Consider the following 23,135-nt stretch of genomic DNA (forward strand, 5'->3'; position numbering starts at 1 on the left):
GGTCATAGTTTGTTTTATAATTCAATTAATAATTTCCGTGCGATCGCCATTATGTTTATCGTCTTCGGTCATTCTTTCGATGTTTCAGGTGTCGCTTTAGATAGTTTTTGGGAAGTGTTTTTTAGAAATCTGTTATCTGGTGGTACCATTCTCTTTGTTTTCATTTCAGGCTTTCTTTTTGAAGTTGTATTTTTAAAAAAGTTTACTTTTTCTAAATTTTATTTCTCCAGAGCTTCAAAGCTGGTATGGCCATATTTATTATTGTCGATCATACCAATCTGCTTATATATATATGTATCTAACCCAATTTCTGATGGCTATTTTCTGCCTCACTCAGAAGGAGCTATATCACAGTTTATGGTACCTTTTCTTAAATATGAAGTAACAGGCCGCTTTATGACTGCGTATTGGTATATCCCTTTTGCGTTACTCTTATTTTTACTCTCGCCATTAGTGGTTCTTATACTTAAAAAAGATTTTAAATTTAAGGTGTCACTCATTCTTGTTCTTTCATGCGTGTCAATTTTTATTCATAGACCTGTCGATAATATGAACCACTTGCATTCTGTCGTGTTTTTTTTCCCAATTTATCTAATTGGTGCTGTGGTATCCCAGTATAGAGAACCTTTGTTAAACACTTTTCAAGGTAATCGATTTTGGCTGCTGTTTTTATTATCAATTAGTTTCACACTAGTTCAGAGCTATTTAGGTGATGTAGGGAGCTACCATAAGCCATTTTTTGAATTTGGCGGCATCGATCTGATGTTTCTGCAAAAGTTATTTCTCTCTTTCTTTTTCTTCTCATTGCTAGAAAAGTACTCAAAAAGTAATTTGTTTTTCGACAATCTTGCGAGTACAAGTTTTGCCGTGTTCTTCATACATCCTTATCTAATCTTTATATTTAGAAACTTAAAACTGCCAACTCCTGATACGGCGTTTTTTCAGTGGGTATATTTCATTGCTCTATCGCTTACGTTTGTGATACTCAGTATGCTGATTGCGATATTCTTGAAAAAGTTACTCAATGATAAGAGTAAATATATTATTGGCTATTGAAAATAGAGTTTAAATAACTAACCTCCAACCGGTTATAAAGATTACCTAACAAACACTATCTGCAATAAAAGAAAAAGCCCAAAACCTGTTGGTTGATTGAGTCACTGACAGGTTTTCTTCTAAATAGAAATATTGCTCGAGATTGTCATCTAACAGACAAGTCCACTGAGTTCAGCTAAAAGTTTGGATCGTGCTTCCAAGAACCCTCTTAATTAAGTTAACATTAAATTAACTTAAAAGTAGTCTTTTAGGGTTGTTTTTTATTTTGTTTTATCCTTCTTTATTACCTAACTTACTGATTTTTGTTTTTTGTACTTTTTTGTGGAACATTAAAGTGGTACTTTTGTAGTGTCTTTTGTTTATTTGCATTTAATTTGTATATATAATGCGCTGCAATTAAATCATGGACATGACTATAAGCTGAACACACAGTTTTTGGTGTTATTGACGCACTTTCATTACGAGGGAAATAATGACTAACTCTTTACTAAAATTAAAAAAGCTAAGCACAGTGATTGCTATTAGTTTAGCAAGCTCAACAACTTTGGCTGCAGACTTAGGTGTTGCCAATAATTTTTCTGCGTTTGTTTTTGAGGATTTTAAATCTAATTCAGGCCGTGCTGAGGGCGCAATAGCAGCAGGTGAGATAAGTCTGAAAGGATACAGTGTTGGTTATACAAGACCCTACAATGCTGGCGAATATTATTTAATTAGTGAATCTACTATCGCTTTCAAATCAGGTCGTCAATATGTGGGCAGTATAATCGCCAGCGGTGCTGCGGATATTAATTGGAGTGTTCGGTGGGGCATGGAGTGGGGCTCTAAAATCCTATCGAATCAAAGTGAATCTGCAATGCCATTCAACTTTGATGAGCAAGAACAATACTATAAAGATTTAAGTACTGAATTAAGTGCTCTTTCAACGACGGGTACTGTAAAGAGTATGTGGGGCGGCCTTTACTTAGAAGGTGATGGTAATTCTGCTAGACAAGTATTCAACTTAGACGCACGGGATTTTGCTAAGGCACATACCTTCGCTGTGTCAGGGATCCCCCATGGTGCAACAGTCGTTTTTAATATAAGCGGCGATGATAATGTTGTTGTAAAAGGTAAAAGCTTTGCGAGTTTACATGATCATGCAACTAAAACTGTATTCAACTTTGCGAATGCCAAAAAACTTGATATCAAAGGGAATCGTTGGCAAGGCGTTGTTTTAGCTCCGTTTGCTGATATTAGAGGTGTTCATGGTGTCGCTAAGATGCCAATTATTGGTCAAAGCTTTTATGGTTCAATGACTCTGTTAGGCGGTGAATTCAGCGGTAACTTACCTGAAATCACTGAGCCAGTTTGTAATGATATTGATGTTACTGATAAATGGAGTTGGACTGGCAGTGAGTTTATGCCCGAGTTTGACCAAGTTATTTCAACGCCGATAGCTGTAAATCTAAATGATGATAATGGCGATGGCGTAATTGATGAAAAAGATGTGACGGATATTTTAGCTGTAACTTTTAATATTGCTAATTATCGTGCACAGGGCATTGTTCGAGCGTTTAGCGGTATCGATGGTGAAGAATTATGGAAAACTGAAAACCTTGACGGATCTTTTGACTACAAAACAGTTAAAGCGAGTTCAACTTATTCTATCTCTGCTGCAGATATTAATAATGATGGATTAGTTGAGGTTATAGTAAGGGATTCCTCTGATCACAGCTATAAGATTTATAGTAATGCTGGTGAATTGATTAAGGCTATTCCAAAAGGCTTTGCATATGGGAATTCGACCATATCTGATCTTGATGGAGATGGTTCTGCTGAATTTATTATTGGTAATAGTATTGTAAATCTTGATGATAATTCAATCATTAAACTTAAAAAGCCAGTGGATTATAATAAAGGCAATTTTGCTATGATTGATTCTATCGCTTTTGATGCAGATCTAGATGGCCAACAAGAAGTCTTAGTAAATGGTGTTTTATACACTAAAGATGGACATATTCTATGGAACCAAAATACACAACAAGGCTTCTCGGCAATTGGTAACTTTGACAATGATGCATACCCAGAAGTCGTGCTGACTGATCTGGATGGCACTGTTAAGCTTCTAGAACATGATGGCTCAGTTATCTGGGAGTATCAAGCAGATGACTCAGGTGGCGGTGTTCCGTCTATTGGTGATGTTGATGGCAATGGCGAACCTGATATTGTTGTTGCAGGCGGTGAATTGATTAAGGTTTTGAATAAAGACGGTGTTTTAATTAATTCCTTTGCAGTTAATGATCCTTCAAGTAAACGAGCCGGTGTTATAACGTATGACTTCAATGGTGATGGTAAAGATGAGATTGTTAACATTGATGAAACTGGTTTGAATATATTTAGTGGATTGGAAAATAGATTAATTTATACGTCGGCGCAGTCTTCAGGTACAATTTGGGAATACCCAATAGTAGTCGATTTAGACGGTGATGGTTCTGGAGAAATTATTTCTGTTTCCAATACATTACTTTTGCCAAGTGGTAAAACGGGAACTAATGGTATTTCTGTTAAAACCTCAGCAAGCTGTAAGTGGTCACCTGCTACACGTATTTGGAATCAACATTCTTTCTCTGATTCGAATATAAATCAAGATGGCTCGTTGCCTTTACAGCAAGAGAACAGTTGGGAACAATCAAATACTTTCCGTTCTGGTAATCTAAATTAAATCATTCATCTTAACGAGCCAATTAACTTTTTTAATTGGCTCATTTTGTTAGAATAGCGCTCATTTTAAAATGGATTTAAAAGGTTTACTTTGGCTGATTTACGCGATGACCCTGCAATTAGAAGCTTGATGGAAAGAATGCCTGAGGATATTCAAGATACATTTACTGATGAGCAGTTAATGCATTTGAAAATTGCAATTGGCGCAAGGCAATGGGGGAATCATGCTGTTGACCTGCGAGGTGTCATTAAATTATTTAAATACCGGTACTACTATGTATTTTTGGCAGGCCGAAATAGGCGTAAGTTAACTTCTCAAGAGCAGAAAGTAGCTAAGTTTGGGCAAGCAGTAATTTTAAGTGTGGCAGTTTCGTTCGTCATCTTAATTATATTAGTAACCTTATATCTAGCAAAATCCGCATTGGGAATTGATATATTTTCTGGCTTTTCTTTTGGCCTGTGGGACTGGTTTAACTCCCTGTTAAATTAGAATAGCTAAAGTGGATGAAGGAATTAGGTTTTACTCACCTTTTTTTATTGGTAACTTGAAGTGATTTCGCCCATATTAAGTAATATAATGTCACTACTGTCACATTAAATTAATATGAATAATATTCATGTTTATTGCTTAAATATGTTTATTTATTGTGAATAATTTAGCTTGCTGCAATTCGTTTTTTATAAATAAAACCCAATCTTTCAATTTTATTTTGAATGTAATTTGTTCGATTTTGTCTTTTTTGAAAAAATACTTGTAAAGAAACTGCTTCTATCCCTTTGTTTGTTTGAATAATAAATGGAGGTGAACCTTCCCTGAATTGTTTAATTTAATAATGTTGAGTTTATTTTTGTTTATGTTGTGTTCATTTTCATGAATGTTTCTGTTTTATACTTCTGTTTAATGCAATTATTTTCTTGGCACTTTATACTTATTTCTAGTTGATCTGTTGCTCTTGCCACTATATTATTGCAGCTGATTTTTTTTAGTTATTTGCCGTTCAAGGAAGATATAGTGAACAGAAGCAGAACATTTAAACCATCTAGTTCTTCAGATGCAAATTTTTATCGCTTATTTGACTTGTTATCTCTTTTTGTTGCATTTCAAATAGCAAATAGTATTTATACTATCCATTTTACTTCAGCTTATCTGGCAGCTGCATTATCTATCACAATTACTTATATGTATTGTGCGGAAATATTATCTACTTACCGTTCATGGCGTGCGGGCAAATTCAGAAGCATGGTCTTATGCTCTTGGGTTTCTTTAGTCGTTGCATTTTCTACGATGTTCTGTATTTCATTTGTTTTTAAGTTTACAGAGGTACTGTCACGCTTAGGGTTAACAATTTGGTTTTTTGTTAGCTTGCTACTTTTATTCAGCTGGCGTTTGGCAGTTCATCTATATAAACGTAATAAACGTCGCTTAGGTTTAAATCTTCGTAATGTTGCAATTGTTGGTGCAACCGAAGGGGCAGCGTATTTACATAAAGAAATTGAAAAAAATAGCGAGTTAGGTTTTAAGTTTATGGGCTTCTTTGATGACCGTAAGCCAGAACGTTTGTTTGAAAAAGCTGCAAATTATGACGTAGAAGGGACCATTCAAAATGCTATTGACAGGGCACGAGATGGACAGATCGATATACTTTATATTGCATTACCATTAAAAGCTGAAAAGCGTATTGCTGATATTTTATTGCAGCTTGGTAATACGACAGTTGATGTTCATGTAATACCTGACTTCTTACTTTCTAATTTGATTCACGCAAGAATTGAACATGTCGGTAATGTAGATACATTGAGTGTCTTTGAATCACCTTTAATTGGTGCACAAGAGTTTATTAAGCGCACTGAAGATATTATTGTTTCTTCATTAATTCTTCTATTAATTTCACCATTACTGTTGGTGATCGCTGCTGCAGTTAAGCTGACGTCTCCGGGAAACATAATTTTCAAACAAGACCGATATGGCTTAGATGGGCGAAAAATCAAAGTGTGGAAGTTTAGATCTATGACTGTCACTGAAAATAGTGATGTAGTTACACAGGCGACAAAAAATGATGCACGTATTACTAAGCTTGGTGGCTTCTTAAGAAGAACAAGTCTTGATGAGTTACCGCAATTCATCAATGTTTTAAGAGGTGAAATGTCGATAGTTGGTCCAAGACCACATGCTGTAGCGCATAATGAAGAATACAGAGCCAAAGTCGATTTTTATATGATTAGACACAAAGCAAAACCAGGTATTACTGGTTGGGCTCAAATTAACGGTTGGCGTGGTGAAACAGATACGCTTGATAAGATGACTAAGCGAGTTGAATACGATTTACATTACATCAAGCACTGGTCTTTATGGCTTGATGTAAAAATAATTTTTATGACAATTTTTAAGGGATTTAAAAGTGAAAATGCGTACTAATACAATTTTATTTTTACCTATTGCACTGGGTTTATCTGCACCTGCGGTTGCAGTTGAATTAAAACCGGGCAGTTTCATGACTGAAGATGGCGCAGAGCTTACTCCTACGCTCCAATTAGGTGTTAGTAGCAACGACAACTTTTTTATGACGCCATCAGACACCCGATCTCGCTTGATATGGGAAATAGCGCCTAGCTTAAATACGCTTTTTGAAGATGGCCCAGATAATTATGAGTTTGATGTTGCAACACGCTCATCTCTGCATAATAAAGATACAACTGATAACTTTACGCAAATAAACCTAGGTGCAGGTATGCACAAAGAGTTTACTAGTAAGCACCGTTTAGATGTAAAAGGTGATGCCGACTGGTTGTCTGAAGCACGTGGTGCTGGTTTGACAGAGGGTCAAGGTAATACTATCGATGACTTGATTACTTATAAGCAGCAGAGTTTTTCTGCTAGGTATGAGTACGGTGCTCTCAGCTCTAAAGCACAAGTAGCTTTAACTGCTGGTTATTATAATAAGAATTATGAAAACTTTTCTGAGATATCTCGTTTTCGTGATTACGACAAACCTATGCTTGGTATTACTGGGTACTACAATACTCATGCAGGTAGCCGTGCTTTTGTAGAGGTAAAGCAAGAAAACTACCGCTACGATGTAATTGATTCTAATGGTATTTCACGTGATTCAGATGACGTAAAAGTATTATTAGGTATGGAGTGGGAAGCAACGGCCATTACAACCGGTTCGTTCAAAATTGGTTATCAAAACAAAGATTTCGAGTCAAACCTTCGCGATAATTTCAGCGGTTTAAGCTGGGAAGCTGCGGTTGTATGGAAACCGCTTTCTTATACATCATTACAACTAGTTACTAGCCGTGCAGCAAAAGATCCCCTCGTTCAAGGCGATTACATTCGTGAAAGCGTCTATGGAGCTACATGGCAACATGATTGGAGCGAATCTTTAAGCTCAGTAGTAAGTGCAAATTATGTTGACCAGGAGTACGTGGGTAACTTTAATCGTAAAGATAAAGTTAAAAATGCACGTCTTGGCTTGAACTACCTAGCAAACAACTTTGGTATGGTATCGGGTTACGTTGACTTTATTGATCGTAATTCAAACCAAGCTAATATTGAGTTTGATCGTGTAATTGTGGGGCTTAATTTTACTTTTGCATTAAAGGGTAATGAATGAAGGTCAAAATTTTAATAGCCTTAGCCTTGTTCCTAAGTGTGTGTAGTTTTGCAGATGATTCAAAAAACTACATCTTAGGGGCGGGTGACAAAATAGAAATTAAAGTATTTGGCCAGCCCGATCTAGATGTAACCTCACTGCTAGGTAATAGCGGTGAGATTAATTACCCCTTCTTAGGAAAGGTTAAGCTAGTGGGTTTAAATATTGCCCAAGTCGAGCAAACTATTAGCGAAGGCTTACAACCTGACTACTTAGTCAACCCGAATGTATATGCTCAAGTTGTCGAATATCGTCCGTTTTATATTCACGGTGAGGTTAAAGAGCCTGGTGCGTATGCATATCAACCTGCAATGACTGTAAACCAAGCAATTGCATTAGCTGGCGGATTAACTGAGCGAGCCTCAATCGATAAAATATTTATTTTTAAAGAGAAAACTAAAGAGCAGCAACAAAAGGGTAATTTAAATAGCCAAATTGCTGCGGGTGACACTATAAAAATAGAACAGCGTTTGTTTTAGGCAGTTAAAGGCAGTAATTAAAAATGAATTCATTATCAGAAAAGCCTAATAGCAACGAAGAACTTATTGATTTAGGCGCTTATCTCAATGTTATTAAGCAAAACAAATGGAAAATTTTAGGTTTTGCAATTGTTATAACTCTATTTACTATGATGGTTACCCTTACATTGGTACCCAAATATGTAGCTTCTGCGACCTTACTGATTGAGTCAGAACAAACTAAAGCTGTAAGCTTTGATGAAGTTTATGGTTTAGATTCAACAAAAAAAGAATATTATCAAACCCAGTTTGAAGTTATCAAGTCGGATAGTATTGCCCGCGAGGTAATTACCAAGCTAAATTTGGCAGAGCATCCTGACTTTGTGAATAAGCCTTCATTCACTGATGAGTTAAAGGGGATGGCGCAGCAAATCTTGCCTTTTTTGAATAAGGCGGAGCGTTCAGAGCTTTCAGAGAGAGAGGTCGCTGAGCTTAAAATGCTAGACTTGCTTGCTACGTTCAGAACTAATCTGACCGTTTCACCTATTCGCAAGACTCAACTTGTGAAAGTTAGCTTTGAGTCAAGCGATCCTAAGCTTGCTGCGTTGGTTGCTAATACTGTTGGTGAGGTTTACATTGAAAGCCAAATGCGCGCTAAAATGGGAATTACTCAGCAGGCTTCAAGCTGGTTGAATACCCGCTTATCCGAATTACGAGTTCAACTAGATAGCTCTGAAGTTCGTTTACAAAACTATCGAGAAGAGCAAAAGCTGGTAGACATTGAGGGTATAGCAGGGCTTGTAACTCAAGAGCTAGAGCAAACCTCTAAGCAACTCGTAGACGCTCGTGCTACAAAAAACAATTTGGAAAGTATTAACCGAGTTATTAACGAGTATGGCAATAATAACATTGAGTTACTTGGTAGTATGCCGGAAATTACTTCTCATCGTGTGGTACAGGATGTGAAACGTGAAGTTGTGCTAGCTGAGCGAAAGGTGAGTGAATTGGCTGAGGTTTATGGTCCAAAACACCCTAAAATGATTTCAGCTAAAGCTGAGCTTGCAACAGTAAAAACGAACCTTAATAAGCAAATCAAAGGCTTAATTACAGGTATCGAAAAAGAGTTGAATAGGACTTCGCGGACCGTAACAGCTCTTGAACGTGATTTAGCAAAGATCCGTGCAGAGTACCAAGATGTTACGCGTAAAGAAACGCAATATAACCAGCTAAAGCGTGAAGTAGAAACAAACCGTAATATTTTTAATACCTTTTTATCTCGTTCTAAAGAAACTGAAGTAACGAGTGATTTTAGTTCAGCAGCTGCTCGCTTTACAGACCGTGCATATGCACCGAGAAACCCAAGTAAACCAAATAAAAAGCTAATTATTATTTTAGCGTTTGTAGCCAGCTTTGGTTTCGCGATGGTTATGACATTTGTTTTTGATGCTCTAAATGACACTGTAAAGAACAAAAACGATGTTGAAAATAAACTAGCTCAGCGAATGTTAGGTTTGTTACCTCATGTAGCGATTCCTAAGAAAAGCTTCTTTCCGATCCATGCATATTTAGATGAGAGCTATCGTCGCTTTGCAGAATCAGTGCGTACTTTCCGTACTAGTTTACTTTTGACTCATCTTGATCGTGCACATCAGGTTATTGCAGTTACTTCTACTTCCCCAGGTGAAGGTAAAACGACAACTTCAGCCAATTTAGCAATGTCGCTAGCACAAATGGGAAGGGTATTACTTATTGATGCTGACTTACGTAAGCCAACATTAGCAAAGCGGTTTGATATACCCGTGTTCCACCCTGGTCTGAGTAACTTAATTATTGGCACAGATCAATTGGCCGATTGTGTACATGAAGATTCTCAATCTGGCGTGACAATCATGCCCAGTGGTCAAATCCCATCTAACCCACTTGAGCTTCTATCAAATAGTCGTTTTTCTGAATTGTTAAATGAATTAAAAGCCAAGTACGACCATATTATTGTTGATACTCCACCTACTCAAGCGGTCAGTGACGCTTTAGTAATAGCACAAAGTGTTGACTCGGTTGTATATGTTGTTAAATCAGATATAACGCGTATTAAACCTATCACGGCTGGACTAGAACGCTTGTTTGAAGTTAAAGCTCACGTTGCAGGTGTACTACTTAATCAAGTAGATATGAGCAAGTCTAAAGATGAGCATAGCCAAGGTTACTATGATTATTACGATTACTCACAGCAACCTGAAAAGCCTCAAGCGTAACTAAGTAAGTTTATGTTTGATATTCATAGTCATATTTTGCCGAGTATTGATGATGGCGCTAGAGATTTAGAGGAATCTTTAGCGCTATTAAAGCTGGCCGAAGATGATGGTATAACCCATATGGTTGCCACACCACATATACATATAGGTAGGTTCAATAATTCAAGTTCTCATATTTATGAGAGCTTGGCTAATTTACGCCTACATGCGAAAAATGAAGGTATTAGAGTAAAGTTAGCTGCTGCAGCAGAAGTTCGCCTCGATATAGAACTTATGACATTGATAATGACAAATCAGTTACCTTTTATTGGCCGAATAGCTAATAAAAATGTATTGTTATTAGAGTTGCCTCATTCGCATATGCCGCAAGGTTATGACAAATTTATTCAATGGCTTGATAAACATAATATTCGAGTGATTATTCCTCACCCAGAGCGTAACCGCGATATTCAATCTAATTTGTATTATATCGAACACTTAAAGCAATTAGGCTGCGAGTTCCAGCTAACAGCATCAAGTATTCAAGGTGAGTGGGGAGAAAATGCAAAAGCGATATCATTGCAAATGCTCAAAGATGGTCTTGTTAGTTATATTGCTTCGGATACTCACTCAGTTAAACGCCGCCCCCCAGTTCTTAGCCAAGCAAAAGAAACAGTGTCGCAATTAATAGGTGCAGAACAGGCAAATTCACTTTTCATTACTAACCCTCGACGATTAACAGAATGCTTGTTTAATGATTCAGTTTAACATGTCTAAAACAGTGCCTAGCTTTATTTTAGCTATCTTAGTACTTTTTATTGCTTATACGAGTTTGCAAAGTATGCGTGCTAATGCATGGTATTTTAATGCACTAAACATCGCACAAGAGTCAGAACGTACTTTTTCTAGCACATCACTTGTAGAGGCAGAGAACGCGATGGTGTTGGCAACCGATTTGGACCCTGAGCATCCTCATTACTGGCATTTCTTGGCTCATATAAAAATGTTAGGTTTATCAAAAATTGATTTATTATCCGCTAAGCAAATTAATCAGGTTGACGATACATATCAGCAAACTGAACGTGCATTATTAAAATCGATTGAGCTTAGGGACACTTGGGCGCAAACATGGGTTGCCTTAGCTCAGGTTGTAAGTTTTCGGGAAGGGCCTTCCGAGCGAGTATATGGTTATCTCAAACAAGCGAAAAAAATGGGGCCATATGAATTTAATACTCACCTCGGCATTATTCAAGTTACTTTAATGCATTGGAGTAATTTAACTCCTGAGTATAAATTGCTTTACGTAAATGAGCTTAAGCTAGCTTCCAAACATGGTTATAAATTTAAAAATATTTTTAGTATTGCAGAGCGAATGGATCGCTTAGCTATAGTATGTTTGTCGCTTCAATTTGGAAATGAATTTCAGCAAGTTAGACAAACACCAGCTTATAAATATAGCTGTAATAATTTCAATACTTAGTATTCAATCTGAAGCAAAAGAAGTAAGTAAGCTACTCACTTCATTATTTAACAGATTAAAATCAGTGTATGTCTTTTCTATGTTCCTTAATGTAGCTAGACACTTCACTAACAGTTTCTAACCAGTAACCAGTGTCTGGCTTTTGTAAGTAGTTAATTAATTCTTCCAGCGCGTTTATATCGGTAGTGTATTGACCACGTTTGCCTATTTCATGCCCAGCCAGAATGATCCAGCTATTGTTGGTTCGATGTTGTTCTATCATTGTCTTAATCTCTGCAAATGTTAGTCCATCGATCCGTAGACTTGTTAACTGTGAAAAGTCAGTAAAGTTGGGGTTGTTTGCTGTTTCGTCTAACCAAGTTCGGCCTGTGTCAAAATGTTTGGTTATTAATGGAACATAGCTTTTAGTGTTAGCTCCTCGGCCTACAAAAGTGTTGCCACACGGGTATGCGAATGCCTTTGCATCAACACCTAACGTTTGCTTAATATACTGTTGGCTGTCTATGATATCTTTTTCTATATCCTCAAGTGAAGCTTGTTCTAAGGACAAACCTTGTTGACGTAACCATTCAAAATTACCAGTACATAAATGCTTATTAGTGTGGTTAGCTATTTCGTGACCATCTTTTACAGCTTTTTGCCATTTATTTACTCGTTCCTCAACATTAAAGGGTGAGACATAAAAAGTGGCTTTAACTTTGTATTTATTTAATAACGATAGACCATTATCGACCTGGCTGTGTCTTGCATCATCAAAAGTAATACTAATTGCGTTGCTGGCATTATCTGGGTAGGAAAAGCCTTGGTATGAAGTATTCTGAGCGCTTACATTTAAACTGATAAATGCAGTAATTAAAAAGCGTGATGATTTTAACATGTTCAATCCTTTTTCATCTATTTTCTTTAATAGAATCAAAAAGCAATGAATAGTGCAATGCGACTTTTGCATAAAAAATGCCCAGAACGAATCCGCATTGTTCTGGGCTTAGGGGGTGGCTCTTGCGAGCCTGCGCTAACTATAAAAAAACACCTTCTAAATTCAGTAGGGAGAAGTAGAAAGTACTTTTAAGTGTAGTTAACCAGTGGAAAATTGCACGATAAATATACAATTTTTATATTGGTTTTAAATCAAGTTGTTACAACGTTTTACCTATAACAGGTATGTGTTTATTCAAGGTTTATACGCAACTTATACCCAAGTTATTAACTGGGCATTTTGGACTAAATCACGAGGTAATGAGTTCTTAATTTTATTCTTTTGCCACTTACCAAGGCCTACTGGGCACCCACATAACATTAACACCACTTCACCATTATCTTGGGTGGGTTTTTCGAGTCGAATATCTTTGCCGTTAAAGTAATCGTTTGCTTGGCAAGCAGACATCTCAAAGGTATTTTTATCGCAATCTTGCCCAAAGACAGTGGCAAACTCGTGAGTTAAGCGAACTCCGCCTTTGTGGATCACACCAAGTTGAATACCTAAACGTGAGTATTTAATTTTATCTTGCAGTTCATCAAAGCCATCAGGAAACAACCAAAGCTCTTTATCACGCTGCATTAACGTGCCTTTGAGTGATTTTAGACCGAACTGTTTTTTAATTGTTTGCATAAATGCTTGGCTTTGCTTTTTATCAAACTCAGCAAACGGAAATGCGCCTTTTTTAACTTTTTGATTGGGGTTATCGCTTGACGCTATTTTCTTAAATTTAGCGATGAAGAAACCTTCACTGTCGTAAGTTTGCGGCCAAACATGCAAATAACCTTCGCTGGTTGTCGCTTTTTCTGCGCCATCAAACAGGCTATCGAGCGATTGTACTTCGATGCAATCAGGAAACTCTGCTAATAGATACTCACACACTTGTTGGTTCTCAAGCGGTGTTAAAGTACAGGTCGAATAAACTAATGTGCCGCTAGGCTTTAGGGCATAAAAGGCACTTTTTATAAGGGCTTTTTGCACAGCAGCAATATCAATATTAGATTCAATTGACCAATTTTTTAAGGCGTCTGCATCTTTACGAACCGTGCCTTCACCTGAACACGGGGCATCTAGCAAAATACTGTCGAAGCACTCATACATGTAATCCCCAAAGATCACACCGTCAAAATGTGATAATGCACAATTACCTACGCCCATACGTTTGAGGGTTGCTGCTAATACTTTTAAGCGTGACGATGACAATTCATTGGCCACTAACACGCCACTATTATCCATCATGGCAGCGATTTGTGATGTTTTTGACCCCGGTGCCGATGCCATATCAAGTACCGCATCGCTTTGCTGAACTTCGGCTCTAAGTGCTACCGGCGGTAACATTGAGCTGGCTTCTTGTACATACATAGCACCACTTAAGTGTAAATCGGTATTTCCGATGGCAAGGGCCGCTTCTTCGTCGCTAGGACGTGTTAGCCAGAATCCTTCTTCACACCATGGAATTGCTATTAATTCCCATCCTTTTTTGGCGCATTGACGCTCAAATTCAGCGACTGACATTTTTAAAGTATTTACGCGAACAGATCGTCTCAGTGGGCGACGACAGGCTGCAATAAAGTCGTCTAATGATAAATGTTCAGGAAGGTAGCTTTTTACATCATCAATAAATGAGTCAGGAATATATGTATTAGCGTCCACTAAATGGCTCTCACATCACGTAATAATAGCTGGATCATACCATTTATAGCGCTATCGGGGGATATTTTTAGCTTTTTAAGAGCGAGATTGAAGTGTCGACACATTGCCAGTATAAATGTTCTTTATAGCCATTATTTTTGATAAATATCATTTTATGTCGACATTTTGCTGGTTTTTTAGTCTGTTTTTCCGATCTCAAGGTTGACACATGCAATGATAGGGCGCATAGTGAACTCACAAATTGTCGACAATCTTAATTTAGTACTTTGATAGACCTATTTATGACAGAGCAAAAAGCCAACGATAACTATAACGATATCACGATAACAACAGCATCAGACCAAGTGTTTGTCGACATGCGCCGTGAAATTGTACAGGGCACTATTGAACAGGGTAGCAAAATTTCTGAGCCAGAACTTGCTAAACGCTATGGTGTAAGCCGTGCCACCTTACGTGAGGCGTTGAATCGTTTAGAGAGCTGTTATTTGGTAGAGCGTAAAGCGAATGTCGGTTGCCGTGTTGTTGCACTAACAGCTGAGCGTTTAATCGAAGTCTATCAGGTTCGTAGTGCCCTAGAAGGGCTCGCTTGTCGGTTAGCTGCCGACAACATGGAACCTGAAGAAGTACAGGGTTTAAAACAGTTATTGAACCAGCACTTACAAACACAGCCTGTAAAAGAAGGTGAATCATACTACCAAGAAGCGGGCGACCTTGATTTTCATTATCGCATTATTAAAGGGTCGAAAAACGCACACCTAATTCATCTTTTATGTAATGAGTTGTACCAGTTAATTCGTATGTATCGTGTACAAATGGGTATGGTTGGGCCACGTGTATCAAAAGCGTTTGATGAACACTTGGCTATTATTAATGCCATTGAAAACCATGACGGTGAATTAGCCGAAATGCTTATGAAGCGCCATATCAGTGCGTCTCAGGCAAATATTCAGACTAAGTTTGACTTACTCGCAGCAAAAAATTAGTAGCGCTTTAGTTAAACAGTCACAATTTAGATTTAAAAAATAGAGTCAGCCAAAGAGCTGAAACCGTTCAAAGATAGGAGTTATCCAATGTCAGCAGGATTAAAGTTCAAACAGGCAATTGCCAACAACAAGCCATTACAAGTGGTTGGCACCGTCAACGCGTACTGCGCAATGATGGCAGAGAAAACCGGTCACCAAGCACTTTACCTCTCAGGTGCGGGTGTTGCTAACGCATCATACGGCATGCCAGATTTAGGTATGACTAGCCTAGATAACGTACTTGAAGATATTCGTCGAATCACCAGCGCTACCGACTTACCGCTTCTTGTTGATGCTGACACAGGGTGGGGCGGTGCATTTAATATTGCTCGTACGGTTAAAGAAATGACCAAAGCAGGTGCTGCGGGCTTCCATATTGAAGACCAAGTAGCACAAAAACGTTGTGGTCACCGTCCGAATAAAGAAATCGTGTCTAAAGATGAAATGGTTGACCGTATTAAAGCAGCGGTTGATGCTAAAACAGACAGTGATTTTTACATTATGGCGCGTACTGATGCATTCCAAAAAGAAGGCTTAAATGCTGCGATTGATCGCGCCGCAGCGTGTGTTGAAGCTGGTGCAGACGCCATCTTTGCAGAAGCGGTACATGATTTAGCAGATTACCAAGCGTTTGCTAAAGCGTTAAATGTGCCGATCCTTGCGAACATCACCGAATTTGGCCAAACACCGCTTTATACAACTGAGCAATTAAGCGAAGTAGGTGTTGAAATTGTACTTTATCCACTCAGTGCATTTAGAGCGATGAACAAAGCTGCACTTAATGTGTATTCGTCTATCCTTAGCGAAGGCTCGCAACAAAGCCAAGTAGACAATATGCAGACACGTGCTGAATTATATGAGTTTTTAGATTATCACTCATATGAAAACACACTCGATAACCTTTTCTCAGCTAAAAAATCATAACGACAACATATAAGGAGAACACTCATGGTAGATAAAGCATTAGGCGGCGCAGGTTTACGTGGTCAAGTAGCAGGTGAAACAGCACTGTGTACAGTAGGTAAGTCAGGTTCAGGTTTAACTTATTGTGGTTATGATATTAGTGAATTAGCAGATAAAGCGCAGTTTGAAGAAGTGTCTTTTTTACTGTCGCGCGGTGAATTACCAACTGAGTCTGAGCTGACTGAATATAAAGCGAAGCTAAAATCACTACGTGGTTTACCAGATGCACTTAAAACAGTGCTTGAAAACATTCCTAAAGACGCGCATCCAATGGATGTAATGCGTACGGGTTGTTCTATGCTAGGAAACCTAGAAATGGAGCAAGACTTCTCAGAAGCGAATGATGCGATTGACCGCATGGTTGCTGTATTCCCAAGCATTATTTGTTATTGGTATCGCTTTAGCCATGACGGCGTTCGCATCGACACTGAAACTGATGATGATTCGGTAGGTGCACACTTCTTACGTTTATTACATGACGAAGCACCATCAGCACTGTTTGAGCAAGTAATGAATGTGTCTTTAATTCTTTATGCAGAGCATGAGTTTAATGCATCAACATTCACTGCGCGTGTGTGTGCATCAACATTGTCTGATATTCACTCTTGTGTAACGGGTGCGATTGGTAGTTTACGTGGTCCATTACATGGTGGTGCGAACGAAGCGGCTATGGATATGATTGAAGGCTTCACAAGTGCAGACCAAGCTGAAGATGCGCTGATGGGCATGCTTGAGCGTAAAGACAAGATCATGGGCTTTGGTCATGCCATTTACCGTGAATCAGATCCACGTAACGTGATCATCAAAAAGTGGTCAGAAAAACTGGCAGCAGAAGTGGGTGATGATGTGCTTTATCCAGTGTCTGTTCGCTGTGAAGAAGTGATGTGGCGTGAAAAGAAATTATTCTGTAATGCTGATTTCTTCCATGCATCTGCGTATCACTTCATGGGTATTCCAACTAAGTTATTCACGCCAATTTTCGTGATGAGCCGTGTAACAGGTTGGACAGCACACGTGAAAGAGCAACGTGCTAATAACCGTATTATTCGCCCAAGTGCAGATTATACGGGCCCAGAAGCACGTAGCTATACGCCAATTTCTGAGCGTTAATCGTTAATTAAATCAGTGATAGGGGTAGCTTAGCTGCCCCTTTATGAAGGGGCGAAATAAATACAAAAACAATCAGCCCACCTTTGTTCACCGTCACCAAGTACAAGTAGAATCATCATGAATACAAATTTTAGAAAACCATTAGCAGGCACAGGAGTAGATTACTTTGATACTCGCGCTGCTGTTGATGCAATTAAACCAGGCAGCTATGCCACACTTCCTTACACATCGCGAGTACTTGCCGAAAACTTAGTTCGTCGCTGTGAACCTGAAATGCTAAATGATGCACTGTCGCAATTGATTGACCGCAAGCGTGATTTAGATTTTCCATGGTTTCCTGCGCGCGTTGTGTGCCACGATATCTTAGGTCAAACAGCGTTAGTTGATTTAGCAGGCCTGCGGGATGCCATTGCTGCAAAAGGCGGCGATCCTGCAAAAGTAAACCCTGTGGTACCAACACAGTTAATTGTTGACCATTCATTAGCGGTTGAACACGCAGGTTTTGAACCTGATGCATTTGAAAAAAACCGTGCTATTGAAGACCGTCGTAATGATGACAGATTCCACTTTATCAATTGGACGAAAACAGCATTTAAAAATATTGATGTGATCCCGCCGGGTAACGGCATTATGCATCAAATCAATTTAGAGAAAATGTCACCTGTGATCCAAAAGCGTGATGGCGTAGCCTTCCCAGATACATTAGTTGGTACAGATAGCCACACACCTATGGTTGATGCATTAGGCGTTATTGCCGTCGGTGTAGGTGGTCTTGAAGCTGAAAGCGTGATGCTTGGGCGTGCATCTTACATGCGTTTGCCTGATATTGTCGGCGTTGAGCTCAAAGGCAAGCCACAACCGGGTATTACTGCAACCGACATTGTATTAGCGATCACCGAATTTTTACGTAATGAAAGAGTTGTGTCGACCTATCTTGAATTTTATGGTGAAGGTGCCGATGCACTTACATTAGGCGATAGAGCAACTATTTCTAATATGACGCCAGAGTTTGGCGCAACAGCAGCGATGTTCTACATCGATGACAACACACTTGATTACCTACGTTTAACTGGACGCGAAGAAGAGCAAGTTAAACTAGTTGAAACTTACGCAAAAGAAACGGGCCTTTGGAGTGATAGCCTTAAAACGGCCGAGTATGAGCGTGTGTTAACCTTTGATCTGTCTTCAGTTGGTCGCAATATTGCGGGCCCATCAAATCCACATCGCCGTGTTGCAACAAGCGAACTTGATAAAGCGGGTATCACTGGCGCCTTAGAAAATGAAGAAGGCTTAATGCCCGATGGCGCGTGTATCATTGCTGCAATCACAAGTTGTACTAATACTAGTAATCCACGCAATGTTATTGCTGCAGGCTTACTTGCGCGTAATGCCAATGCTAAAGGGTTAACTCGAAAGCCATGGGTTAAAACATCACTGGCACCGGGTTCTAAAGCGGTTAAGTCTTACTTAGAAGAAGCCAATTTACTACCTGAACTTGAACAACTAGGCTTTGGTATTGTTGCCTTTGCGTGTACAACTTGTAACGGCATGAGTGGTGCGCTTGATCCTAAAATTCAGCAAGAAGTGATTGACCGCGACCTATACGCAACCGCTGTACTTTCGGGTAACCGTAACTTCGATGGTCGTATTCATCCTTATGCAAAACAAGCATTCTTAGCTTCACCGCCACTGGTTGTTGCTTATGCTATCGCTGGTACTATTCGCTTTGATATCGAAAAAGATGTATTAGGGCATGATCAACAAGGCAACGAAATTCGCCTTATGGATTTATGGCCAACAGATGAAGAAATTGATGCAGTGATCAAACAAAGTGTTAAACCTGAGCAATTTAAAAAGGTTTACGAGCCAATGTTTGATTTAAGTGTAGATTACGGTGAAGACAACGATCCGCTTTACCAATGGCGTCCACAAAGTACTTATATTCGCCGTCCACCATATTGGGAAGGCGCGTTAGCGGGTGAGCGCTCTCTGAGTGATATGCGTGCATTAGCTGTGTTGGGCGACAACATCACTACTGACCACTTATCACCTTCGAATGCGATTTTAGCGTCAAGTGCAGCTGGTGAGTACCTAGCTAAAATGGGTCTCCCAGAAGAGGATTTTAACTCGTATGCTACTCACCGAGGCGACCATTTAACAGCACAGCGTGCAACATTCGCTAACCCTAAGTTACTGAATGAAATGGTTAAAGAAAATGGTGAAGTGAAGCAAGGTTCATATGCTCGCATTGAACCAGAAGGCAAAGTGACGCGTATGTGGGAAGCTATCGAAACCTACATGGAGCGCAAACAACCGCTTATCATTGTGGCAGGTGCAGATTATGGCCAAGGCTCATCACGTGACTGGGCAGCTAAGGGGGTACGCCTTGCTGGTGTTGAAGTGATTGCAGCTGAAGGTTTTGAGCGTATTCACCGCACTAACTTAATTGGTATGGGCGTATTACCGCTTGAGTTTAAAGCAGGCACCACGCGAACTACATTAGGTATTGATGGTAGTGAGAGTTTTAGTGTCAAAGGTGAGCCAACACCTGGCGCAACACTGACACTAGTGATTACCCGTGCCAATGGTGAAACCATTGAAGTACCAATGACGTGTCGTTTAGATACCGCTGAAGAAGTGTCAATTTATTCAGCGGGTGGTGTGCTGCAACGTTTCGCGCAAGATTTCTTAGAATCTGAGGAGCATTAAGCAATGGCATTTAAACCACAAATTAAGGTGCCAGCGACCTATATGCGTGGCGGCACCAGTAAAGGGGTGTTCTTTAACTTAACTGATTTACCTAAGCCTGCTCAAGTGGCAGGTGAGGCGCGCGATAACCTGTTATTACGTGTGATTGGCAGTCCCGATCCTTACCAAAAACAAACTGACGGTATGGGTGGTGCAACCTCAAGCACTAGTAAAACGGTAATTTTATCGAAAAGCGCTAAAGCTGATCACGATGTTGATTATTTATTTGGTCAAGTTGCTATCGATAAGGCGTTTGTTGATTGGAGTGGTAACTGCGGTAATTTAACTTCAGCAGTCGGGGCCTTTGCTGTGTCAAACGGTCTTGTTGATGCCAGCAAAATTCCAGAGAACGGCATTGTTGAAGTTAAAGTATGGCAAGTCAATATTAGTAAAACCATCATAGTGCACGTGCCAATTACTAACGGTGAAGTGCAAGAAACTGGTGATTTTGAGCTTGATGGCGTGACCTTTCCAGCCGCTGAAGTAAAACTTGAATTTATGGACCCTGCTGATGGCGAAGGGGCCTTATTCCCAACAGGTAACTTAGTCGATGAGCTTGAAGTTCCGGGTATTGGTATGCTGTCTGCAACGATGATCAATGCGGGTATTCCGACGGTTTTTATCAACGCCAGTGAAGTTGGCTATGATGGTACAGAGCTGCAAGAAGCTATTAACGGTGATGAATCGGCACTAGAAAAATTAGAAATAATTCGCGCCTACGGAGCGTTGAAAATGGGGCTGATTTCTCATATTGATGAAGCAAAAGCACGTCAACATACGCCAAAAGTAGCTTGGGTAGCACCAGCTAAAACTTATCATGCATCAAGCGGTAAAGTCGTCAGTGATACAGATATTGATTTAGTGGTACGTGCTATGTCGATGGGTAAATTGCACCATGCCATGATGGGCACGGCTGCGGTTGCAATAGGTACTGCAGCTGCTATTCCTGGTACTTTGGTAAACCTTGCTGCAGGTGGTGGTGAACGACAGGAAGTAAACTTTGGTCATCCTTCTGGCACTTTAAAAGTGGGTGCTGCTGCAACACGTGTTGATGGAAAATGGCAAGTCACAAAAGCAAGTATGAGCCGAAGTGCGCGCGTGTTAATGGAAGGCTGGGTTAGAGTACCTCAGTAACACCCTGTGTAATCTAAATAAAGCGGCGGTTACGCCGCTTTATCGAATTTGTAGCATTGTTTTTTCATACCTTCAATAAACTCATCAAACTTACCGCTTTTATGCATGGTGTTTATTTCATCATTGAGATCTTTTAAGGTACTTTTCCAATTTGGGCTTGCTTTGCTAACAGAATAATAAAGTGGTTTGTATTCTAGGCTTGGCTCTATAGCAACTAGAGATTCTATAATTCTTTGCTTATCACTGTTAGATAGCTCTGATTTAAATACGCTTGCTTTTAATACTTCTAGGTCTGCAACAATAAGGCTGACACGATTGCTGAGTAATAAATGAATAAGTTGGTATTCATTATTAGCGACGATGGTATCAAGCTCTTTGTTGTCGATCATCGTATCAAGTTTTTTGGTGTTTTTATAAGCACGGACTACACCTATAACATGCTCCTTGATTGATTTAAGGTCACCATTGAATGTAATCGAGTTACCTTTTAAAGTTACAAAAGATAAGTCCCCACCGGGCATTGGTTGACTTAAAGCTAACAGACTATTGCGAGTTTGGTTGAGAAAGTTGTCAGATATTACATCCTCCTCAATGAGATATTCAGGGAATAAGATATCGGCTTTTCCTAATTCCGCTTCTCTAACAGCGCGAGCCCATGGGTAAAAGCCAATATAGACGCCATAACCTTTTTTAAGTAAAGATTGAACCGTAAATTGGTAGAGCCAGCCTTTGTTACATAGGTTTTCATCAATATAAGGTGGCCAATCCAAGGTTACTAATCGAAGCGTTTTTTTAGCACCTAAGTTGTAACCATAACCATCTTTATAGCGTACAGCATTTTCAGTAACTTCTTTGCCATCGAGTTGGTAAGTAATAGGAGTAAGTCCAGCGAATGCTTGATACGAAAAGATAAATATAATTACAGCAAGTACTTTCATAGTTTATTAAGCTTCTTTTTTTAAGTTAAGCTTAGCCTTTTTTGATTAGTCTTCAACACTGTATTTGTAATAAAATATAACGAAGTTCTGACTCCGTTAGATCACAAGTCATGGCTGGAGGCATTACTTTCGAATTATTTGCCTTAGATATTTCCATGTGATAATTTGCAATGGTCGTCGCGTTTTTTGTGATGGCGCGTCATGAGGACGACCTTATGATGTTAATTTTATTTCGGGGACGACCCTATGCTAAAGAGGTCGACCATGAATTGGTTCTTACTTATTATTGCAGGCTTATTGGAAGTTGCTTGGGCATACGGCTTAAAGCAATCAAATGGCTTTAGCAAACCACTTGTTTCTTTTTTAACACTCCTCACTATGTCTGCAAGCTTTTATTGCTTGAGTTTGGCTCTTAAATCTTTGCCCTTAAGTTTAGCCTATGCTGTTTGGGTGGGTATTGGCGTAATTGGTTCAGCCCTCATAGGAATGACATTGCTAGGTGAGGGGATAAGCTTACTAAAAGTGCTTAGCCTCTTATTCATTGCAATGGGTATCATCGGGCTTAAAGTTGCCAGCTAGTATAAGCTCAATTCGGTTTTAAGTATCAAAGAGTACTGTAAATTCAGTGCTCTTAATTATTTATTCTTAGATGAAGACTCTGAAATAGAGAATTGGTACGATCGAGTGGATTCGAACCACCGAATTTGGCGTGGCTCATAGAGAGTGGTAGTGCTCTAACCAACTGAGCTACAACTGTATAATGTTGATTTTAGCTCGATAAAATTATGAGAATTTGAATAAATTGGTACGACCGAGTGGATTCGAACTACCGAATTTGGCGTGGGTCATAGAGAGTGGTAGCGCTCTAACCAACTGAGCTAATTATTTTTTAGATGAAGACTCTAAAATAGTGTATTGGTACAACCGAGTGGATTCGAACCACCGAATTTGGCGTGGGTCATAGAGAGTGGTAGTGCTCTAACCAACTGAGCTACAACTGTATAATGTTGATT

18 protein-coding genes and 1 tRNA gene are annotated in these 23,135 nt (G+C 39.2%); 15 read left to right on the plus strand and 4 right to left on the minus strand.

The genetic code is table 11. The features are described from left to right. Window positions 1-9: 9 nt before the first annotated feature. The 9 genes from NYF15_RS14915 to NYF15_RS14955 all read left to right on the plus strand — a co-directional run bounded on the left by NYF15_RS14915 (window position 10) and on the right by NYF15_RS14955 (window position 11,578). Window positions 10-1,056: an acyltransferase gene (locus NYF15_RS14915; protein ID WP_371353968.1), complete on the plus strand. Its 1,047-nt coding sequence runs from the start codon at window positions 10-12 to the stop codon at window positions 1,054-1,056. A 472-nt stretch (window positions 1,057-1,528) separates the two neighbouring features. Next, on the plus strand, window positions 1,529-3,757 hold the full coding sequence (locus tag NYF15_RS14920; protein ID WP_371353969.1) for a choice-of-anchor A family protein: 2,229 nt from the start codon (window positions 1,529-1,531) through the stop codon (window positions 3,755-3,757). 90 nt (window positions 3,758-3,847) lie between these two features. Then, on the plus strand, window positions 3,848-4,246 hold the full coding sequence (locus tag NYF15_RS14925) for a 3-phosphoshikimate 1-carboxyvinyltransferase (RefSeq protein WP_130149998.1): 399 nt from the start codon (window positions 3,848-3,850) through the stop codon (window positions 4,244-4,246). 522 nt (window positions 4,247-4,768) lie between these two features. Further along, window positions 4,769-6,172, plus strand: coding sequence for an undecaprenyl-phosphate glucose phosphotransferase (locus NYF15_RS14930; protein ID WP_130149997.1), 1,404 nt, complete (start codon window positions 4,769-4,771; stop codon window positions 6,170-6,172). Further along, window positions 6,156-7,370 carry an outer membrane beta-barrel protein gene (locus NYF15_RS14935; protein ID WP_371353970.1) on the plus strand — a complete coding sequence of 405 codons (1,215 nt, stop codon included), beginning with the start codon at window positions 6,156-6,158 and terminating at the stop codon, window positions 7,368-7,370. The genes NYF15_RS14930 and NYF15_RS14935 overlap by 17 nt, the downstream gene beginning before the upstream one ends. Next, window positions 7,367-7,888, plus strand: a complete 522-nt coding sequence (locus tag NYF15_RS14940; protein WP_130149995.1) for a polysaccharide biosynthesis/export family protein — start codon at window positions 7,367-7,369, stop codon at window positions 7,886-7,888. The genes NYF15_RS14935 and NYF15_RS14940 overlap by 4 nt, the downstream gene beginning before the upstream one ends. Window positions 7,889-7,911: 23 nt before the next feature. Continuing rightward, entirely contained in the window at window positions 7,912-10,119 is a 2,208-nt protein-coding gene (locus tag NYF15_RS14945) for a GumC family protein (RefSeq protein WP_371353971.1), read from the plus strand. Between the two features lie 12 nt (window positions 10,120-10,131). Beyond that, window positions 10,132-10,866 (plus strand): CpsB/CapC family capsule biosynthesis tyrosine phosphatase, encoded by a 735-nt coding sequence (locus tag NYF15_RS14950; protein ID WP_237118470.1) that lies wholly within the window; start codon window positions 10,132-10,134, stop codon window positions 10,864-10,866. Continuing rightward, window positions 10,853-11,578, plus strand: a complete 726-nt coding sequence (locus tag NYF15_RS14955; protein ID WP_371353972.1) for a VpsP family polysaccharide biosynthesis protein — start codon at window positions 10,853-10,855, stop codon at window positions 11,576-11,578. Before NYF15_RS14950 ends, NYF15_RS14955 begins: the two co-directional genes overlap by 14 nt. Before the next feature lie 61 nt (window positions 11,579-11,639). On the opposite strand, the gene NYF15_RS14960 is transcribed toward NYF15_RS14955, so the two are convergent. Next, a complete protein-coding gene (locus NYF15_RS14960; RefSeq protein ID WP_371353973.1) occupies window positions 11,640-12,455 on the minus strand; it encodes a polysaccharide deacetylase family protein in 816 nt (271 codons plus the stop codon). 312 nt (window positions 12,456-12,767) lie between these two features. Further along, window positions 12,768-14,207 carry a 16S rRNA (cytosine(1407)-C(5))-methyltransferase RsmF gene (gene rsmF / locus NYF15_RS14965; RefSeq protein ID WP_371353974.1) on the minus strand — a complete coding sequence of 480 codons (1,440 nt, stop codon included), beginning with the start codon at window positions 14,205-14,207 and terminating at the stop codon, window positions 12,768-12,770. Between the two features lie 281 nt (window positions 14,208-14,488). Between rsmF and NYF15_RS14970 the strand changes: the two genes are divergently transcribed. From NYF15_RS14970 to prpF, 5 genes are all read left to right on the plus strand, one after another. After that, window positions 14,489-15,190, plus strand: a complete 702-nt coding sequence (locus NYF15_RS14970) for a GntR family transcriptional regulator (protein ID WP_371353975.1) — start codon at window positions 14,489-14,491, stop codon at window positions 15,188-15,190. 87 nt (window positions 15,191-15,277) lie between these two features. Then, complete coding sequence (prpB, locus tag NYF15_RS14975; RefSeq protein WP_054554724.1) at window positions 15,278-16,153, plus strand: methylisocitrate lyase; 876 nt, start codon at window positions 15,278-15,280, stop codon at window positions 16,151-16,153. A 24-nt stretch (window positions 16,154-16,177) separates the two neighbouring features. Further along, window positions 16,178-17,302, plus strand: a complete 1,125-nt coding sequence (prpC, locus tag NYF15_RS14980) for a 2-methylcitrate synthase (protein ID WP_063704938.1) — start codon at window positions 16,178-16,180, stop codon at window positions 17,300-17,302. A gap of 117 nt (window positions 17,303-17,419) precedes the next feature. After that, on the plus strand, window positions 17,420-20,011 hold the full coding sequence (acnD, locus tag NYF15_RS14985; RefSeq protein ID WP_371353976.1) for a Fe/S-dependent 2-methylisocitrate dehydratase AcnD: 2,592 nt from the start codon (window positions 17,420-17,422) through the stop codon (window positions 20,009-20,011). Window positions 20,012-20,014: 3 nt separating this feature from the next. After that, a complete protein-coding gene (gene prpF / locus NYF15_RS14990; protein WP_371353977.1) occupies window positions 20,015-21,184 on the plus strand; it encodes a 2-methylaconitate cis-trans isomerase PrpF in 1,170 nt (389 codons plus the stop codon). A gap of 29 nt (window positions 21,185-21,213) precedes the next feature. Here the strand turns inward: prpF and NYF15_RS14995 are convergent, their stop codons facing one another. Next, on the minus strand, window positions 21,214-22,122 hold the full coding sequence (locus tag NYF15_RS14995; RefSeq protein WP_371353978.1) for a substrate-binding periplasmic protein: 909 nt from the start codon (window positions 22,120-22,122) through the stop codon (window positions 21,214-21,216). Between the two features lie 264 nt (window positions 22,123-22,386). Here NYF15_RS14995 and NYF15_RS15000 point away from each other — a divergent pair, with 264 nt between their 5' ends. Continuing rightward, the gene (locus NYF15_RS15000; protein ID WP_371353979.1) at window positions 22,387-22,701 is read left to right on the plus strand and encodes a multidrug efflux SMR transporter; all 315 of its coding nucleotides are present in this window, start codon (window positions 22,387-22,389) and stop codon (window positions 22,699-22,701) included. A gap of 337 nt (window positions 22,702-23,038) precedes the next feature. Here the strand turns inward: NYF15_RS15000 and NYF15_RS15005 are convergent. After that, a tRNA-OTHER gene (locus NYF15_RS15005) sits at window positions 23,039-23,123 on the minus strand. Window positions 23,124-23,135: the final 12 nt, after the last annotated feature.

The sequence above is a fragment of the Pseudoalteromonas sp. 68 DY56-GL68 genome (genome assembly GCF_041414825.1).
Lineage (GTDB): Bacteria > Pseudomonadota > Gammaproteobacteria > Enterobacterales > Alteromonadaceae > Pseudoalteromonas.

Bases quoted from the DNA above. Each gene is read 5' to 3' on its own strand.
- NYF15_RS14920 (WP_371353969.1), top strand. From the start codon at position 1,529: ATGACTAACTCTTTACTAAAATTAAAAAAGCTAAGCACAGTGATTGCT.
- NYF15_RS14940 (WP_130149995.1), top strand. From the start codon at position 7,367: ATGAAGGTCAAAATTTTAATAGCCTTAGCCTTGTTCCTAAGTGTGTGT.
- NYF15_RS14945 (WP_371353971.1), top strand. From the start codon at position 7,912: ATGAATTCATTATCAGAAAAGCCTAATAGCAACGAAGAACTTATTGAT.
- NYF15_RS14950 (WP_237118470.1), top strand. From the start codon at position 10,132: ATGTTTGATATTCATAGTCATATTTTGCCGAGTATTGATGATGGCGCT.
- NYF15_RS14955 (WP_371353972.1), top strand. From the start codon at position 10,853: ATGATTCAGTTTAACATGTCTAAAACAGTGCCTAGCTTTATTTTAGCT.
- NYF15_RS14960 (WP_371353973.1), bottom strand. From the start codon at position 12,455: ATGTTAAAATCATCACGCTTTTTAATTACTGCATTTATCAGTTTAAAT.
- NYF15_RS14970 (WP_371353975.1), top strand. From the start codon at position 14,489: ATGACAGAGCAAAAAGCCAACGATAACTATAACGATATCACGATAACA.
- prpB (WP_054554724.1), top strand. From the start codon at position 15,278: ATGTCAGCAGGATTAAAGTTCAAACAGGCAATTGCCAACAACAAGCCA.
- prpC (WP_063704938.1), top strand. From the start codon at position 16,178: ATGGTAGATAAAGCATTAGGCGGCGCAGGTTTACGTGGTCAAGTAGCA.
- acnD (WP_371353976.1), top strand. From the start codon at position 17,420: ATGAATACAAATTTTAGAAAACCATTAGCAGGCACAGGAGTAGATTAC.
- prpF (WP_371353977.1), top strand. From the start codon at position 20,015: ATGGCATTTAAACCACAAATTAAGGTGCCAGCGACCTATATGCGTGGC.
- NYF15_RS14995 (WP_371353978.1), bottom strand. From the start codon at position 22,122: ATGAAAGTACTTGCTGTAATTATATTTATCTTTTCGTATCAAGCATTC.
- NYF15_RS15000 (WP_371353979.1), top strand. From the start codon at position 22,387: ATGAATTGGTTCTTACTTATTATTGCAGGCTTATTGGAAGTTGCTTGG.